General features: G+C 59.1%; 14 protein-coding genes. 2 read left to right on the top strand and 12 right to left on the bottom strand.

The annotated features are described in order from the left end of the window. Positions 1 to 25: 25 nt before the first annotated feature. The 12 genes from BMX59_RS04020 to BMX59_RS03965 form a co-directional block, all read right to left on the bottom strand. On the bottom strand, positions 26 to 1,333 hold the full coding sequence (locus BMX59_RS04020) for a CitMHS family transporter (protein WP_093120116.1): 1,308 nt from the start codon (positions 1,331 to 1,333) through the stop codon (positions 26 to 28). A 378-nt stretch (positions 1,334 to 1,711) separates the two neighbouring features. Then, complete coding sequence (locus BMX59_RS04015; protein ID WP_093120113.1) at positions 1,712 to 3,673, bottom strand: DUF7844 domain-containing protein; 1,962 nt, start codon at positions 3,671 to 3,673, stop codon at positions 1,712 to 1,714. Beyond that, positions 3,670 to 3,990, bottom strand: a complete 321-nt coding sequence (locus BMX59_RS04010; RefSeq protein WP_058424449.1) for a DUF2388 domain-containing protein — start codon at positions 3,988 to 3,990, stop codon at positions 3,670 to 3,672. Before BMX59_RS04010 ends, BMX59_RS04015 begins: the two co-directional genes overlap by 4 nt. 26 nt (positions 3,991 to 4,016) lie before the next feature. After that, complete coding sequence (locus BMX59_RS04005; protein WP_093120110.1) at positions 4,017 to 4,325, bottom strand: DUF2388 domain-containing protein; 309 nt, start codon at positions 4,323 to 4,325, stop codon at positions 4,017 to 4,019. 80 nt (positions 4,326 to 4,405) lie between these two features. After that, positions 4,406 to 4,726 carry a DUF2388 domain-containing protein gene (locus tag BMX59_RS04000; RefSeq protein WP_071490967.1) on the bottom strand — a complete coding sequence of 107 codons (321 nt, stop codon included), beginning with the start codon at positions 4,724 to 4,726 and terminating at the stop codon, positions 4,406 to 4,408. Between the two features lie 136 nt (positions 4,727 to 4,862). Beyond that, positions 4,863 to 5,048, bottom strand: a complete 186-nt coding sequence (locus BMX59_RS03995) for a DUF1127 domain-containing protein (protein ID WP_092250850.1) — start codon at positions 5,046 to 5,048, stop codon at positions 4,863 to 4,865. A 262-nt stretch (positions 5,049 to 5,310) separates the two neighbouring features. Next, positions 5,311 to 5,526 (bottom strand): DUF1127 domain-containing protein, encoded by a 216-nt coding sequence (locus tag BMX59_RS03990; RefSeq protein WP_012721550.1) that lies wholly within the window; start codon positions 5,524 to 5,526, stop codon positions 5,311 to 5,313. Between the two features lie 318 nt (positions 5,527 to 5,844). Further along, positions 5,845 to 7,338: an acetyl-CoA hydrolase/transferase family protein gene (locus tag BMX59_RS03985; protein ID WP_093120106.1), complete on the bottom strand. Its 1,494-nt coding sequence runs from the start codon at positions 7,336 to 7,338 to the stop codon at positions 5,845 to 5,847. Positions 7,339 to 7,517: 179 nt separating this feature from the next. After that, the gene (locus BMX59_RS03980; protein ID WP_071490970.1) at positions 7,518 to 8,954 is read right to left on the bottom strand and encodes an NAD(P)(+) transhydrogenase (Re/Si-specific) subunit beta; all 1,437 of its coding nucleotides are present in this window, start codon (positions 8,952 to 8,954) and stop codon (positions 7,518 to 7,520) included. Beyond that, positions 8,954 to 9,274 carry an NAD(P) transhydrogenase subunit alpha part 2 gene (locus tag BMX59_RS03975; RefSeq protein ID WP_093120104.1) on the bottom strand — a complete coding sequence of 107 codons (321 nt, stop codon included), beginning with the start codon at positions 9,272 to 9,274 and terminating at the stop codon, positions 8,954 to 8,956. The genes BMX59_RS03980 and BMX59_RS03975 overlap by 1 nt, the downstream gene beginning before the upstream one ends. 15 nt (positions 9,275 to 9,289) lie before the next feature. Continuing rightward, complete coding sequence (locus tag BMX59_RS03970; RefSeq protein WP_092250844.1) at positions 9,290 to 10,411, bottom strand: Re/Si-specific NAD(P)(+) transhydrogenase subunit alpha; 1,122 nt, start codon at positions 10,409 to 10,411, stop codon at positions 9,290 to 9,292. A 452-nt stretch (positions 10,412 to 10,863) separates the two neighbouring features. Then, a complete protein-coding gene (locus BMX59_RS03965; RefSeq protein ID WP_092250841.1) occupies positions 10,864 to 11,763 on the bottom strand; it encodes a LysR family transcriptional regulator in 900 nt (299 codons plus the stop codon). 158 nt (positions 11,764 to 11,921) lie between these two features. Here BMX59_RS03965 and BMX59_RS03960 point away from each other — a divergent pair, with 158 nt between their 5' ends. Then, the gene (locus BMX59_RS03960) at positions 11,922 to 13,103 is read left to right on the top strand and encodes an acyl-CoA dehydrogenase (RefSeq protein ID WP_093120099.1); all 1,182 of its coding nucleotides are present in this window, start codon (positions 11,922 to 11,924) and stop codon (positions 13,101 to 13,103) included. A 12-nt stretch (positions 13,104 to 13,115) separates the two neighbouring features. Then, a complete protein-coding gene (locus tag BMX59_RS03955; protein WP_093120096.1) occupies positions 13,116 to 14,336 on the top strand; it encodes a CaiB/BaiF CoA transferase family protein in 1,221 nt (406 codons plus the stop codon). The last annotated feature ends 176 nt before the right edge of the window (positions 14,337 to 14,512 follow it).

The raw sequence follows: 14,512 nt of genomic DNA, 5'->3' as shown, positions 1-14,512 counted from the left end.
GCGCCGCGCGGTTGGGTGTTTGGGATTATAGAGTGCTGAAAAGCGGAATAATCCCCATCATCAAAGCGGCGACCATTATGCACAGGCATACCAGCACTGCCCACTTGAGGGTGAAGCGCTGGTGATCGCCAAATTCGATACCTGCCAAAGCGACCAACAGGTAGGTCGAGGGCACCAGTGGGCTCAACAGGTGCACGGGTTGTCCGACGATCGACGCACGTCCCATTTCTGCAGCCGTGATGCCGTAGTGGCTGGCGGCTTCGGCGAGTACGGGCAGTACGCCATAGTAGAACGCGTCGTTGGACATGAAGAAGGTGAACGGCATGCTCACCAGTGCGGTGATCACCGCCAGGTAAGGGCCCAATGCATCAGGGATGACCGCCAGCAGGCTCTTGGACATGGCATCGACCATGCCGGTGCCCGACAGGATGCCAGTGAAGATACCGGCCGCGAAGATCAGCCCCACCACCGCCAGTACGCTGCCGGAGTGGGCGGCGACGCGGTCTTTCTGCATCTGCAGGCACGGGTAGTTGACGATCATCGCGATACTGAACGCCACCATGAACAGCACCGGCAGCGGCAGCAGGCCGGCGATCAGCGCGCACATCAGGGCGAAGGTCAGCGCGCCGTTGAACCAGATCAGTTTCGGGCGACGGGCGTCCGGGTATTGGGAGACGCTGATCTCGCTGTGGTCGATCTCATCGCCTTGCAGGTGCAGTTCGCCCAGACGTGCGCGCTCGCGCTTGCCGTACAGGTAGGCGATCGCCAGGATCGCGACCACACCGGCGGCCATCGCCGGGATCATCGGCACGAAAATGTCCGAAGGGTCCACATGCAATGCACTGGCGGCACGAGCGGTCGGACCACCCCAAGGGGTCATGTTCATCACGCCACCGGCGAGAATGATCAGACCAGCCATGATCCGTGGGCTCATGCCGATGCGCTGGTACAGCGGCAACATGGCGGCCACGCAGATCATGTAGGTGGTGGCGCCGTCACCGTCCAGGGACACGACCAGGGCCAGTACAGCGGTGCCGACCGAGACTTTCAGCGGGTCGCCCTTGACCATTTTGAGGATCTTGCGCACGGCCGGGTCGAACAGGCCGGAGTCGATCATCAGGGCGAAGTACAGAATGGCGAACATCAGCATCACGCCGGTCGGCGCAAGCTTGGTGATACCGGCCAGCATCATTGGGCCGATCTCGGGTGCGAAGCCACCGAACAGCGCGAACAGGATCGGCACGATGATCAGGGCGATCAGCGCGGACAGGCGCTTGGTCATGATCAGGAACATGAACGTGATGACCATGGCAAAGCCAAGGAAAGTCAGCATAGGAATACTCCAGGCGTAGCGCGGCTAGGGAATGGCGAACCGGGTGGCGGTCAGCGCAGAACGAAAGGCACGAGGCGTACGGGTGGAGTTGGGGCGAACAGGCGGGTACGGGCGGACATCGGGAATCACCATTGTTGTTGTTAACAGCCGGTCTGTTGCCGGCAGTGGGGGCGATCCTAGACGGGTAAGCTTTCAGCCAGCTTTCGCTGAAAAAACAGGTGACGAAGGGAATGCACGCGGTCCCTGGATTTATGTAGATCAACATGTGGGAGGGGGCTTGCCCCGATAGCAGGGTGCCAGTCACTGCATGCGCAGGCTGACACACCGCTATCGGGGGCAAGCCCCCTCCCACATTTGTCTATATTTTGCTTGAGGTTTTTAGGGCAGTTCGAGGCCGCCGGCGGCTTTGTGCAGCCTGCGCAAGTGTTCGCCCACCAGCTTGAGGTTGGCTTCACAGGCGGCAATCTCGGCTGAGCGGGAAGGCTCCAGCAGTGCCCTCACCTCTTTATCCAGTTCGCCGGTCAGCGATTGCAGCTGCTTCTGGCGCTCGGCGCTTTCCGATTCCAGGCGCGTGGCTTCCGAAGGTTGCGGCAAGCCATAGCCGCCGCTGCCGAGCAGTTCCGCCGGGCGACTGAGGAAACCGCTGTTGGCGAGGATCTGTTGCAGCGTGGCGTTGGCTTTTTCCATGCCACCGTTTTTCAGCTCGCGGGCGCCGAGGTAGCGTTGTTTGACTTCGTCCTGGGCCAGCATCAACTGCTTGCGAAAGCTCGCCTGCTCCAGCAGCAGCAACGCGGCGCTGGTGCGTAGATCGGCCTGGTCGAACCACTGGCGACGCTCCTCGGCGCTCAGGGATAGCCAGTCTTCGACCTGGGTCTGTTTGATCGGAAGGTGTTTGCGCAGCACGTCGAACATGGCTTGGTAGCGTTCGCGGAAGGAGTCGAAGTGATAACCCAGGCGCAATGCCCTGCGTTTGTCATCCAGCACACTGGTGTCGGCCAGGCCGCGTGCGCTCAGCACCTCGAGCAAGCCATTGGGGGTGATGTTGTCCAGGCCGGTCAATTGCGGGTTGGCGCTGCCGCTGCGTAGCAGTTTCAGGCTTTCCACCGCGCAGTTGTTGGAGATGAAGAAGTAGTTGCCGTCGTAGCTCCAATGCATTTCGGCGGCATGCTCGACGGTATCGTTGATTTCCTGGCGGGTCAGTTTCAACGGCACCGAGGCCAGGCCGCGCAGCTCGGTCTTGGTGTATTCATCGATCACTTGCGCCAGCGGCAGCACGAACAGCCGCGAGGGGTATTTGCCGACCAGGCCATCCCAACTCGACAGCTGTACGTCACCGACGAACGCGCGATAGGAAAGAACTAGATGCTGGTCCAGGTCCAGTCGGCAATCCGGTCCACGCGGGCGGCCCGGTGCGCAGATCACCAGGCGCAGCATGCTGTGGCCCCAGCGGCTGACCAGGTTCTGGTTGGCTTCGGCCAGCAGGTAGTCGATCTCGTAGACGCGCTCCGGGTCCACACGGCCCAGCGGTGTCTTGGCAAAATCGTTACCGGCATTGAGGAACGCGTAGGTGCTGGCGCAGGTGTCTTGTTGCGGCGGGGCCCAGCCGAAGTGTTCCTTGTAATAGCGGTACAGCGCGGGACGGCGGCAGGCGTAGCCAGGGTCGAGGAGGAAATACTCCATGTTGACCGCGACGAACTCCAGCGGGCTGGTGGTTTCGTAAATGTCCGGGCTGCGAGCCACCTGATGGTTGTGCTGTTCACGCTCGCCACGGCGCCCGACGTATTGCGGCCAACCGGCCAGGTCCAGCAGGCGTGGATCATCGCTCAGGGTAAAGCGCCGGCCATTCTGGCCACGGCATTGATCAGGCAGGCCGATCAGGCCGGTGAGGTTGTTCTGGCGGCTGCAGCGATTGATCAGCGTGCGGTCTTCTTTGGACCACAGGCGCGCACGGTCATAGATGTGGGTCAGTTCATGCAGCACCGTGGCGAGCATTTCCCGGCGCACAGTGCCGTGGGGGCGATTGGTTTTCTGGGTGGCGGCGCTACCGTCGGTCAGGCTGGCCAGCAGGTTGCTGTTGAGGTCCAGCTCGGACACGAGCGAGGCTTGCCCGTAGGCGTTCTCGGGCATCTTGTCGGTCCAGCCGACATCAATGCGCCGGTCCAACTGCTCGACAAAGCGTGGCGGCAGGGAGCGCATCGCTTCGTCGAGCAACGCCTGGCTGGCCTGTTGTTCAGCCGGGCTCAGACCTTCGGTCTTGAGTCGCAGCTGCAGGCTGGCCTGGGCTGCGCTGGCGCACAGCAGCACTGCCCCGGCCAGGAGCCAGGCGACGATTCGCCTCACAGTGCGAGGATGGCTTCGGCGAGGGTCTGGTCACTGGCATCGCGGGCTTCCGGCAGGCGTGTGCGCAGGGTGTCGAAGGCGGCCTCAAGGTGGGCGCCACGGATCTCGCCATTGCTGGCGACGAAACTGGCGGCGTCATCGTGGGCTTCGCGCACGACTTTGGAGTCGCGGATGGAGGTGGTGGTGTCCGAGGTGAAATCAATGGTGCGGCCGGAGGCGCGAACAATGATGTTACTGGTGGCCACCAGCGTATGCGCCTGGGCGATGTCGGCCAACAACAGCAGGCCCAGGGTGGCAGCAATCAGCGGGCTACGCATGGAATGACTCCAAAAAATAAGGATGATTATTGGACGAGAATTGCCTGCGCCAGTTCAAGGTCGCTGGCGTTAAGTTTTGGTTGGCTGCGGCGCAGATAATCCAGTGCCGACTCCAGCCGCGCGCCACGCCATTGGCCGTCAGTGGCGATAAACGCAGCGGCGTCATCCTGGGCGGCCATTATCACTTTTCTGTCGAAGGGTGCGGAGGTCACCTTGCTGGTGACATACGCGCTCACGACGGTGCTCTGGGTGGTGAGGTCAAAGGCTGAAGCCATCGGCGACCAAGCGAACGAAAACAACACAGGGACGATTAAAAGGCGGTATGAAAAAACCATGGCACTCGACAACTGAAAACGAGCGCCAAGGCTAGCGCAATGCCCGGGCGAGAGCCAGCGCCCGGGCGTCCGCCTTGTCGTCAGATGGCCAGGATGGCTTGGGCCAGTTGCGCGTCAGTGGCAGTGTTCAATTGCGGCGCTTGCTGGCGGATCTGGGCCAGGGCGCTTTCCAGCTTCACGCCACGGATGGCGCCTTCGCTGGCGACAAAGCTGGCAGCGTCGTCACGGGCTGCACGCACGACCTTGTTGTCACGTAGGGAGGACGTGGCATCGGAGGTGGCGTCGGAAGTGGCTTTCAGCGCGCCGACGATGGAGTCGGTGGTCACTATGAAGCTGCTCGCGTTGGCGTTGGCAGCCAGGGCCAACAGGGTGGCAGCACTCAGCAGGCGAAGACGGGACATGGGATGACTCCAGTAGATGAACGGATAAGGTGGCGCAGGGCAGCCATTGGGGATCAGACGCCTGTACTACGCGGTTCGCCACGTGGTGACTGGATATTAAGCCGCCGCTTATCCGTTCGGGAAGCGCCTTGACTGCCTAGTCACGCCAGAACGGCTTGGACAGCTCGGCCATTCGGTCGCCCTGGCTGATGCCGACGTCGGAGAGCTCCCGGGTATCAAGCTGCGACAGTTGGCGTCGTTCATAAGCGTGGCGTAGCCATTTAGCCAGGATGGAGGCTGCCTGGCGTGGCAGTCGCTTATAAAGGGGGGGTGACGTATCCATGGTGAGTACCTTTCATGAGGTCTTGGAACACCATGTTGGCTGGCGGCGTCCGACCGATACAGATACACCAATATTAAATTGTACTGCTTAACTGTTATATTTTTTTAACTGTACCTATTGCTGCGCTAGGCTTCTGTTTTCCGTTAAAAATCCGAATCCCGGAAACAACAAAGCCCGCCTCCGGTTTCCCGGGGCGGGCTTTGTTTTGACAAATCAGGTTGCTGGCAGTGGACCCGTCAGGTCAGGGCCAGCGAGCGCTGAATCAGCGCCAGAACGGCTTGCTCAGCTCTTCGTAGCGTTGAGCTTCGCTGATACCTGCGTCAGCCAGCAGACGCGAATCCAGACGAGCCAGCTGGTGGCGGCTGGAGATGCGGCGCTGCCACAACATCAGGTTGGCGATAACGCGCAGAGGCAGGGAGGCCTGGGTGTTTACAGCTTTTTCTTCGAAGAACAGTTCGGAACTGAGTGTACGTTCCATGATGACATCCTTCCGCTTGTGGCGGGATTAGGTAGTGGTTTAACTGATGCCAATGATCCTCTTCCGGCGCAACACTCTCTAGATACAGTTCACCTGTATTGTGAGGGGCCAGTTAACTGTTTATAGCTGCTGTACTGTACGTAAATGGGGCAACTGTACCTGTACGCACTGAAATAGTGCGAAATAGGTATTTTCGGTGAGGTTCGTAGGATATTTCGGTAGGAAATGACCGGTACAGCAGTACAGTTTTATCAATAAGTCGGGGCGAATCCATCGAGCTGATGAAACTGTATTTGCATCAGCTCGGATCTGTATCAATCACGCCTTGAGCATGTGCCCGGTTTCTTCCAGGTTGATGTGCCAGCTCAGTGCTTCGCGCAGGATGTGCGGGGTATGCCCGCCGATGACGCAGGCGGCATCGAAGTAACTGTTGAGGGCATCTCGGTAGGCCGGGTGCACGCAGTTGTCGATGATTACCCTGGCCCGTTCCCGTGGCGCCAGGCCACGCAGGTCGGCCAGGCCAATCTCGGTCACCAGGATGTCGACGTCATGCTCGGTGTGGTCCACGTGGCTGACCATTGGCACCACGCTGGAAATTGCGCCCCCCTTGGCAATCGACTTGGTGACGAAGATCGCCAAGTGCGCATTGCGCGCGAAATCCCCGGAGCCACCAATGCCGTTCATCATCCGTGTACCGCAGACATGGGTGGAGTTGACGTTGCCGTAGATATCGAATTCCAGCGCGGTGTTGATGCCGATAATGCCCAGGCGCCGCACCACTTCAGGGTGGTTGGAGATCTCCTGCGGGCGCAGTACCAGCTTGTCCTTATAGTGTTCCAGGTTGCCGAACACGTCGGCGTTGCGTCGCTCCGACAAGGTGATCGAGCTGCCCGAGGCGAAACTGAGCTTGCCGGCGTCGATCAGGTCGAAGGTCGAATCCTGCAACACTTCCGAATACATGGTCAGGTCTTCGAACGGCGACTCGATCAAGCCGCACATCACCGCGTTGGCAATGTTGCCGATACCGGCCTGCAGCGGGCCGAGCTTGTTGGTCATGCGGCCGGCGTCGACTTCCTGCTTGAGGAAGTTGATCAGGTGATTGGCGATGCCTTGGGTGTCGCTGTCGGGCGGCGTCACCGTGGAGGCGGAGTCGGCCTGGTTGGTGATCACGATGGCGACGATCTTTTCCGGTGGGATCGGGATCGCGGTGCTGCCGATACGGTCATCAACTTTGACCAGCGGGATCGGCGTGCGCGTCGGCCGGTAGGTCGGGATATAGATGTCGTGCAACCCTTCCAGGTTCGGGTTGTGCGCCAGGTTGATCTCGACGATCACCTGTTTGGCAAAAATCGCGAAGCTGGCCGAGTTGCCCACAGACGTGGTGGGCACGATATGCCCTTGTTCAGTGATCGCCACCGCTTCAATCACCGCGATGTCCGGCAACTTGAGTTGGTTGTTGCGCAGTTGTTCGACGGTTTCCGACAAGTGCTGGTCGATGAACATCACTTCACCGGCGTTGATTGCCTTACGCAGGGTGCTGTCGACCTGGAAAGGCATGCGTCGTGACAGTACGCCCGCTTCGGTCAGTTGCTTGTCCAGGTCATTGCCCAGGCTGGCGCCGGTCATCAGGGTGATTTTCAGCGGCGACGTCTTGGCGCGTTCGGCCAGGGCGTGAGGGACGGCCTTGGCCTCACCCGCACGGGTGAAGCCACTCATGCCGACGGTCATGCCGTCCTCGATCAGTGCGGCGGCGTCTGCCGCGCTCATGACCTTGTTCAACAACGAAGGCAAGCGGATGCGATCACGGTACATGGATTCTTATCTCAGGCTACGGAAGCAAGGTGCGCAGTTTAGTGATTTCAAAAAATTTCGGCCCGCTACCATGGTCGAATGCCAGGCAGCGATTTAGAGCCTTTGGTCGGGTTTCATGCAGTAATAAAAAACCCCAGCCTATCGCAGGCCGGGGTTTCGAGTATTGCGCTGAGGCAGTGTTACTCGACGGCTTTGACCATGTCTTCGATGACCTTCTTGGCATCACCGAAGACCATCATGGTCTTGTCCAGATAGAACAGTTCGTTATCCAGCCCAGCATAACCACTGGCCATCGAGCGCTTGTTGACGATGATGGTCTTGGCTTTGAACGCTTCGAGGATCGGCATGCCGGCAATCGGCGAGTTCGGGTCGTTCTTGGCGGCCGGGTTGACCACGTCGTTCGCGCCCAACACCAGCACCACGTCGGCTTGGCCGAACTCGGAGTTGATGTCTTCCATCTCGAACACCTGGTCGTAAGGCACTTCGGCCTCCGCCAACAGGACGTTCATGTGTCCAGGCATGCGGCCTGCCACTGGGTGGATCGCATATTTAACGGTGACGCCGTGGTGGGTCAGCTTCTCGGTCAGTTCTTTGAGCGCGTGTTGCGCCCGCGCCACCGCCAGGCCATAGCCCGGGACGATGATCACGGTGTCGGCGTTGGTCAGCAGGAAGGTCGCATCGTCCGCAGAGCCGGACTTTACCGGACGTGCTTCTTTTGAGCCCGTTGCTGCACCCGCATCCGGCGCATTGCCGAAACCGCCGAGCAGTACGTTAAAGAAGGAACGGTTCATCGCCTTGCACATGATGTAAGACAGGATCGCGCCGCTGGAGCCCACCAGGGAGCCGGCGATGATCAGCATCGAGTTGTTCAGCGAGAAACCGATGCCCGCCGCCGCCCAGCCGGAGTAGCTATTGAGCATCGAGACAACCACGGGCATGTCCGCGCCGCCGATCGGGATGATGATCAGCACGCCGAGCACGAAGGCCAGGGCCAGCATCAACGCGAAGGCGGTGAGGTTGCCGGTGAACATAAACGCCAGGCCCAGGCCAAGTGTCAGCAGGCCGAGCACCAGATTCAACTTGTGTTGGCCGCCGAACTGTACCGGTGCACCCTGGAACAGGCGGAACTTGTACTTGCCCGACAGCTTGCCGAACGCAATCACCGAACCGGAGAAGGTGATGGCACCGATGGCTGCGCCAAGAAACAGTTCCAGGCGGTTACCGGCAGGGATCGAATCGCCCAGGTGTTTGACGATGCCCAGTGATTGCGGCTCGACTACGGCGGCAATGGCGATGAACACTGCAGCCAGGCCGATCATGCTGTGCATAAAGGCGACCAGTTCGGGCATCTTGGTCATTTCCACGCGCTTGGCCATGATCGAGCCGGCGGTGCCGCCGATCAGCAGGCCGACAATCACGTAGCCGATACCAGCAGTGGCGAGTTCAGCGCCGAGCTTATAGATGAGGCCCACGGTCGTGAGCACCGCCAGCGCCATGCCAAGCATGCCGAAAAGGTTGCCGCGTCGCGAAGTGGTCGGGTGTGACAGGCCTTTAAGGGCCTGGATAAAGCAGATCGACGCGATCAAGTAGAGCGTCGTAACCAGATTCATGCTCATTACTTAGGCGCCTCTTCTTTTGCTTTCGGGGCTTTCTTTTTGAACATATCGAGCATGCGGCGCGTCACCAGGAAACCGCCGAACACGTTCACTGCTGCCAAGGCCACGGCCAGGGTGCCCATGGTCTTGCCCAGGGGCGTCACGGTGAGTGCGGCGGCGAGCATGGCGCCGACGATCACAATCGCCGAAATCGCGTTGGTCACCGCCATCAGCGGCGTGTGCAGTGCGGGTGTGACGTTCCAGACCACGTGGTAACCGACATAAATCGCCAGCACAAAGATGATCAGGTTGTAGATACCGGGGGAGATAAGCTCTTCCATCGTCTGAATCCCTGCTTAGGCGTTTTTACGGATGACTTGGCCGTCGCGGCACATCAGGCACGCGGCGACGATGTCGTCTTCGAGGTTGATTTCAAACTGCCCTTCCTTGGTGAAGACCAGCTTCAGGAAGTCCAGCAGGTTGCGCGCATACAAGGCTGACGCGTCGGCAGCGACGGCACCGGCCAGGTTGGTCGGGCCGCAGATGATCACGCCATTTTCCACTACTACTTGGTCGGCGACGGTCAGCGGGCAATTGCCGCCTTGGGCGGCCGCGAGATCGATCACCACGGAGCCGGGCTTCATCTGTGCCACGGTTTCAGCGCTGAGCAACGTCGGAGCTTTACGGCCTGGGATGAGGGCGGTGGTGATGACGATGTCAGCTTGCTTGGCGCGTTCGTGCACAGCCAGGGCCTGGCGTTGCATCCAACTGGTGGGCATCGGGCGAGCGTAACCGCCGACGCCGACGGCGCATTCGCGTTCTTCGTCGGTTTCGTAAGGCACGTCGACGAACTTGGCACCGAGAGACTCGATCTGCTCTTTTACGGCCGGGCGTACGTCGGACGCTTCGATGACGGCACCCAGGCGTTTCGCTGTGGCGATGGCCTGCAAGCCCGCCACACCGGCGCCGAGGATCAGCACGCGAGCAGCCTTGACGGTGCCCGCGGCGGTCATCAGCATCGGCATGAAGCGCGGATAGTGATGAGCGGCGAGCAGTACCGCCTTATAGCCGGCGATGTTGGCCTGGGAGGACAGCACGTCCAGGCTCTGGGCCCGCGAGGTGCGCGGTGCAGCTTCCAGGGCGAAGGCTGTAATACCGCGCTCGGCCAACTTGGCAATGGTTTCGTTGCTGAACGGATTGAGCATGCCGACCAACACGGTGCCACTTTTGATCAGCGTCAGTTCGCTGTCGCTGGGGGCTACCACCTTGAGAATCAGCTCTGCGCCAAACGCATCGTTGGCACTGCCAATGGTCGCGCCTGCCGTTTCATACGCACTGTCGACGATGCTGGCCTTGATGCCTGCTCCGCTTTGTACAGTGACCTTATGGCCCTGGCCGATCAGCTTCTTGATGGTTTCCGGGGTGGCAGCCACCCGCGTTTCACCGGTATGGGTTTCGAGAGGAACACCAATGTGCACGTCAAATCTCCTGCATGATCTTTTTGCTTTTGATCTTTTTGTAAAAAGGCCAGTGCACCGCGAGTGGCGCAACTGGGGCGGCCGATCAGCACGATCCCGCTGAAATGACAGCGGGGCGCGGCATTTTGCAGGCGAACTTTACGGCCTTCAAGGGATTATGACGGGTGACGAAAAATTAACTACAAGTCACCCTGTGACTGATTGTCGCAATGCACTGAATTAAGCTGTTCAAATACATAGGCTTAAAGGGTTTCGCACGCTTTTACAATATTTTTGCATGGTTGGTGTGAATGGTCAGCCATTGGCTTGCAATAGTCGCTATAAGCCACGTAATTAATGGCTTTCAGCTGTATTTTTACCTTTGAGATACGGTCTGTTTAAATGCGACATATATATACATCTGTAGGACTGTAAGTTGATTGACTACAAAGTCAGCAATGCTGTTTTAGCCTTTAAACATTGGGGCTGTAGCGTTGCGACTGGTCGATGAGCCAGTCTCTGAACGCGTGCAACGAAGCGGATTCGATTTTTCTGTCGGGAATCATCAGGTAATAAGCCTTCGTACTGCTCAGCGCCTCGGGGCTTGCTATCACCAATTGGCCATCGTTCAGTTCACGCTGGATAAGGAACGGGGGGATCAGCGCGATCCCCATGTCATGCATGGCCGCTTGGGACAACATCGAGAATAGCTCGTAACGGGGGCCTGTCATGTCGCGTGGGATGTTCAGATGTTGGGCGTTGAACCATTGGCGCCAGGCGTAGGGTCGTGTGGTTTGCTGCAGAAGCGGCAGTTCTGCAATCGCCTGGGCGCTGAACTGCGCACGGTCACCCAATAGTCGAGGGCTGCATACGGGTACAGGATTTTCGCCCATCAGCCGGTGGGATTCGGTACCGGACCAGTCGGCGTCGCCAAAGTAGATGGCGGCGTCGAACTCTGTGTCGGCAAACAGGAAAGGTCGGGTTCGATTCGTGAGGTTGACCGTGACCTCGGGGTGCTGGCGTTGGAAATCCTTGAGGCGAGGTATCAACCATTGAGTGCCAAACGTCGGGACTACGGCCAGTTCGATGGTGTTGGCGCCCTGCTGGCCCATGACGGAAAGCGTATCGCGCTCCACCGCATCCAGTTGCGTCGCCACGCGACGGCTATACGACAGCCCCGCCTCTGTCAGCTTTACCCCGCGCCGTGAACGGCGAAACAGCTCGACACTTAAAAACTCCTCGAGACTGGCGATCTGTCGACAGATAGCGCCTTGAGTGATCGAAAGCTCCTGCGCAGCCTTGGTGAAGCTCTCGTGGCGGGCTGCCGCTTCAAAACTGACCAAAGCGGTGGTACTGGGAATTTTCCTGCGCATATACCGTGTCCTCACTTGCTAGGGCGCATATACGCCATTTTTGGCTGCTTCGAAGTGAGAAATTAGCACAACCCTATGCGGAAACCTCGTTTGCCCTACGCGCATGGCGGGCCTACGCTGGCTCCACGACTTCCGATTTCTTCCGCGAGGGCTTATTCATGGCTGGCAAGGCAAGCTTCAACTGGATCGATCCACTGCTGCTGGATCAGCAGCTCACCGAAGAAGAGCGCATGGTGCGCGACAGTGCTGAGCAATTTGCTCAGGACAAGTTGGCGCCGCGTGTGCTCGAAGCCTTCCGCCATGAAAAGACAGACCCTGCAATTTTCCGCGAGATGGGCGAGACGGGCCTGCTCGGCGCGATGATTCCCGAGCAGTACGGTGGCAGTGGCTTGAATTACGTCAGCTATGGGTTGATCGCACGCGAAGTGGAACGTGTTGACTCGGGCTATCGTTCGATGATGAGTGTGCAGTCGTCACTGGTCATGGTGCCGATCAATGAATTCGGCACTGAGGCGCAGAAGCAGAAGTACCTGCCCAAGTTGGCCTCTGGCGAGTGGATCGGTTGTTTTGGTCTGACAGAGCCTAACCACGGTTCCGACCCGGGGGCGATGATTACTCGCGCCCGCAAGGTGGAAGGTGGCTACAGCCTGACGGGCGCAAAGATGTGGATCACCAATAGCCCGATCGCGGATGTGTTTGTTGTGTGGGGCAAGGACGATGCTGGCGATATCCGTGGCTTTGTCTTGGAGAAAGGCTGGAAGGGCTTGAGCGCTCCGGCGATTCACGGCAAGGTCGGGCTGCGCGCCTCCATCACCGGTGAAATCGTGATGGACAACGTGTTCGTGCCGCAAGAGAACATCTTTCCGGATGTGCGTGGCTTGAAGGGGCCTTTCACATGCTTGAACTCTGCACGCTATGGCATCTCCTGGGGGGCGTTGGGGGCTGCCGAGTTTTGCTGGCATACCGCTCGCCAATACACGCTTGATCGCCATCAGTTCGGCCGTCCACTTGCGGCAACTCAGTTGATCCAGAAGAAGCTGGCAGACATGCAGACCGAGATTACTCTGGCTCTGCAGGGTTGCCTGCGTCTGGGGCGCATGAAGGATGAAGGCACGGCGGCGGTTGAGATCACTTCGATCATGAAGCGTAACTCGTGCGGCAAATCCCTGGACATTGCACGGATGGCCCGGGATATGTTGGGTGGCAATGGGATTTCCGATGAGTTCGGAGTGGCGCGTCATCTGGTCAACCTCGAGGTGGTCAACACCTACGAGGGCACTCATGACGTGCATGCCTTGATTCTGGGGCGTGCGCAAACCGGTCTTCAGGCGTTCTATTAATAGGAGCACGGCATGGGCGCGCTTTCGCACCTGCGGGTGCTGGATTTATCTCGAGTGCTGGCGGGTCCCTGGGCCGGGCAGATCCTTGCGGACCTTGGGGCTGAGGTGATCAAGGTCGAGCGGCCGGGTAGCGGCGACGATACGCGCGCCTGGGGGCCACCCTTCCTCAAGGATGCCTATGGTGAGAACACCAGTGAGGCGGCGTATTACCTGTCGGCCAATCGCAATAAGGAGTCGGTGACAATTGACTTCACGCGGCCGGAGGGTCAGGCGCTGGTGCGTGAGCTGGCGGCCAAGTCGGACATCCTGATCGAGAACTTCAAGGTGGGTGGTCTCGCGGCTTACGGGCTGGACTATGAATCGCTCAAGGAGATCAACCCGGAGCTGATCTACTGCTCGATTACAGGTTTTGGGCAAACAGGGCCCTATGCGGCGCGTGCTGGTTATGACTTCATGATTCAGGGCTTGGGCGGGCTTATGAGTCTGACTGGCCGTCCAGAGGGAGAAGAGGGGGCTGGGCCGGTGAAGGTTGGCGTAGCGCTGACGGACATTCTCACGGGGCTTTACTCGACCGTGGCGATACTGGCGGCACTGGCTCATCGGGATCATGACGGTGGCGGGCAACATATCGATATGGCATTGCTGGATGTACAGGTGGCATGCCTGGCCAACCAGGCGATGAATTACCTGACGACAGGTGTGCCACCAAAGCGCCTGGGGAACGCCCATCCGAATATCGTGCCTTATCAGGACTTTCCCACAGCCGATGGCGACTTCATCCTGACGGTGGGTAATGACGGGCAGTTCCGCAAGTTTGCCGAAGTGGCTGGGCAGCCACAGTGGGCAGATGATCCACGCTTTTCTACTAATAAGGTGCGGGTGGCCAATCGGGCAGAGCTGATTCCTCTGATACGTCAGGCTACGGTGTTCAAGACGACGGCGCAGTGGGTCTCGCAGCTGGAGCGGGTGGGGGTGCCTTGTGGGCCTATCAATGACTTGGCGCAGGTGTTTGCCGATCCTCAGGTGAAGGCGCGTGGGCTGGCGATGGCGCTGCCTCATTCGTTGGCAGGGATGGTGCCTCAGGTTGCCAGCCCGATACGGTTGTCCAAGACGCCGGTGGAGTATCGTAGTGCGCCTCCTCTGCTGGGAGAGCATACGGCCAAGGTGCTTCAGGAAGTATTGGGGCTGGGGGTGGCGAATGTGGTCGCATTGAAGGCTGCGGGCGTCATCTGAATTCTTTCTTCTATATAGAGAGCATTAGCGGCGCTTTATTGGTGGTTTTTTAATCAACTCTAACTAATTGATAGAAAAGCAAAATTAAGGGTTGACGGCAGATTCTGGAAGTCTATAATTCGCCCCACTTCCGGCGCAGTCGAAACGGAAAACTCCTTGGTAAACAAAGAGTTACG

The organism is Pseudomonas sp. NFR09 (assembly GCF_900111535.1).
In the GTDB taxonomy this organism is placed as follows: Bacteria; Pseudomonadota; Gammaproteobacteria; order Pseudomonadales; family Pseudomonadaceae; genus Aquipseudomonas; species Aquipseudomonas extremorientalis.
The sequence above is the reverse complement of the archived record's forward strand: the minus strand, read 5'-3'. Positions and strand labels throughout refer to the sequence as shown.

Bases quoted from the DNA above. Each gene is read 5' to 3' on its own strand.
- BMX59_RS04005 (WP_093120110.1), bottom strand. From the start codon at position 4,325: ATGGTTTTTTCATACCGCCTTTTAATCGTCCCTGTGTTGTTTTCGTTC.
- BMX59_RS03965 (WP_092250841.1), bottom strand. From the start codon at position 11,763: ATGCGCAGGAAAATTCCCAGTACCACCGCTTTGGTCAGTTTTGAAGCG.
- BMX59_RS03985 (WP_093120106.1), bottom strand. From the start codon at position 7,338: ATGTACCGTGATCGCATCCGCTTGCCTTCGTTGTTGAACAAGGTCATG.
- BMX59_RS03960 (WP_093120099.1), top strand. From the start codon at position 11,922: ATGGCTGGCAAGGCAAGCTTCAACTGGATCGATCCACTGCTGCTGGAT.
- BMX59_RS03995 (WP_092250850.1), bottom strand. From the start codon at position 5,048: ATGGATACGTCACCCCCCCTTTATAAGCGACTGCCACGCCAGGCAGCC.
- BMX59_RS04000 (WP_071490967.1), bottom strand. From the start codon at position 4,726: ATGTCCCGTCTTCGCCTGCTGAGTGCTGCCACCCTGTTGGCCCTGGCT.
- BMX59_RS03955 (WP_093120096.1), top strand. From the start codon at position 13,116: ATGGGCGCGCTTTCGCACCTGCGGGTGCTGGATTTATCTCGAGTGCTG.
- BMX59_RS03975 (WP_093120104.1), bottom strand. From the start codon at position 9,274: ATGGAAGAGCTTATCTCCCCCGGTATCTACAACCTGATCATCTTTGTG.
- BMX59_RS04020 (WP_093120116.1), bottom strand. From the start codon at position 1,333: ATGCTGACTTTCCTTGGCTTTGCCATGGTCATCACGTTCATGTTCCTG.
- BMX59_RS04010 (WP_058424449.1), bottom strand. From the start codon at position 3,990: ATGCGTAGCCCGCTGATTGCTGCCACCCTGGGCCTGCTGTTGTTGGCC.
- BMX59_RS03990 (WP_012721550.1), bottom strand. From the start codon at position 5,526: ATGGAACGTACACTCAGTTCCGAACTGTTCTTCGAAGAAAAAGCTGTA.
- BMX59_RS03980 (WP_071490970.1), bottom strand. From the start codon at position 8,954: ATGAGCATGAATCTGGTTACGACGCTCTACTTGATCGCGTCGATCTGC.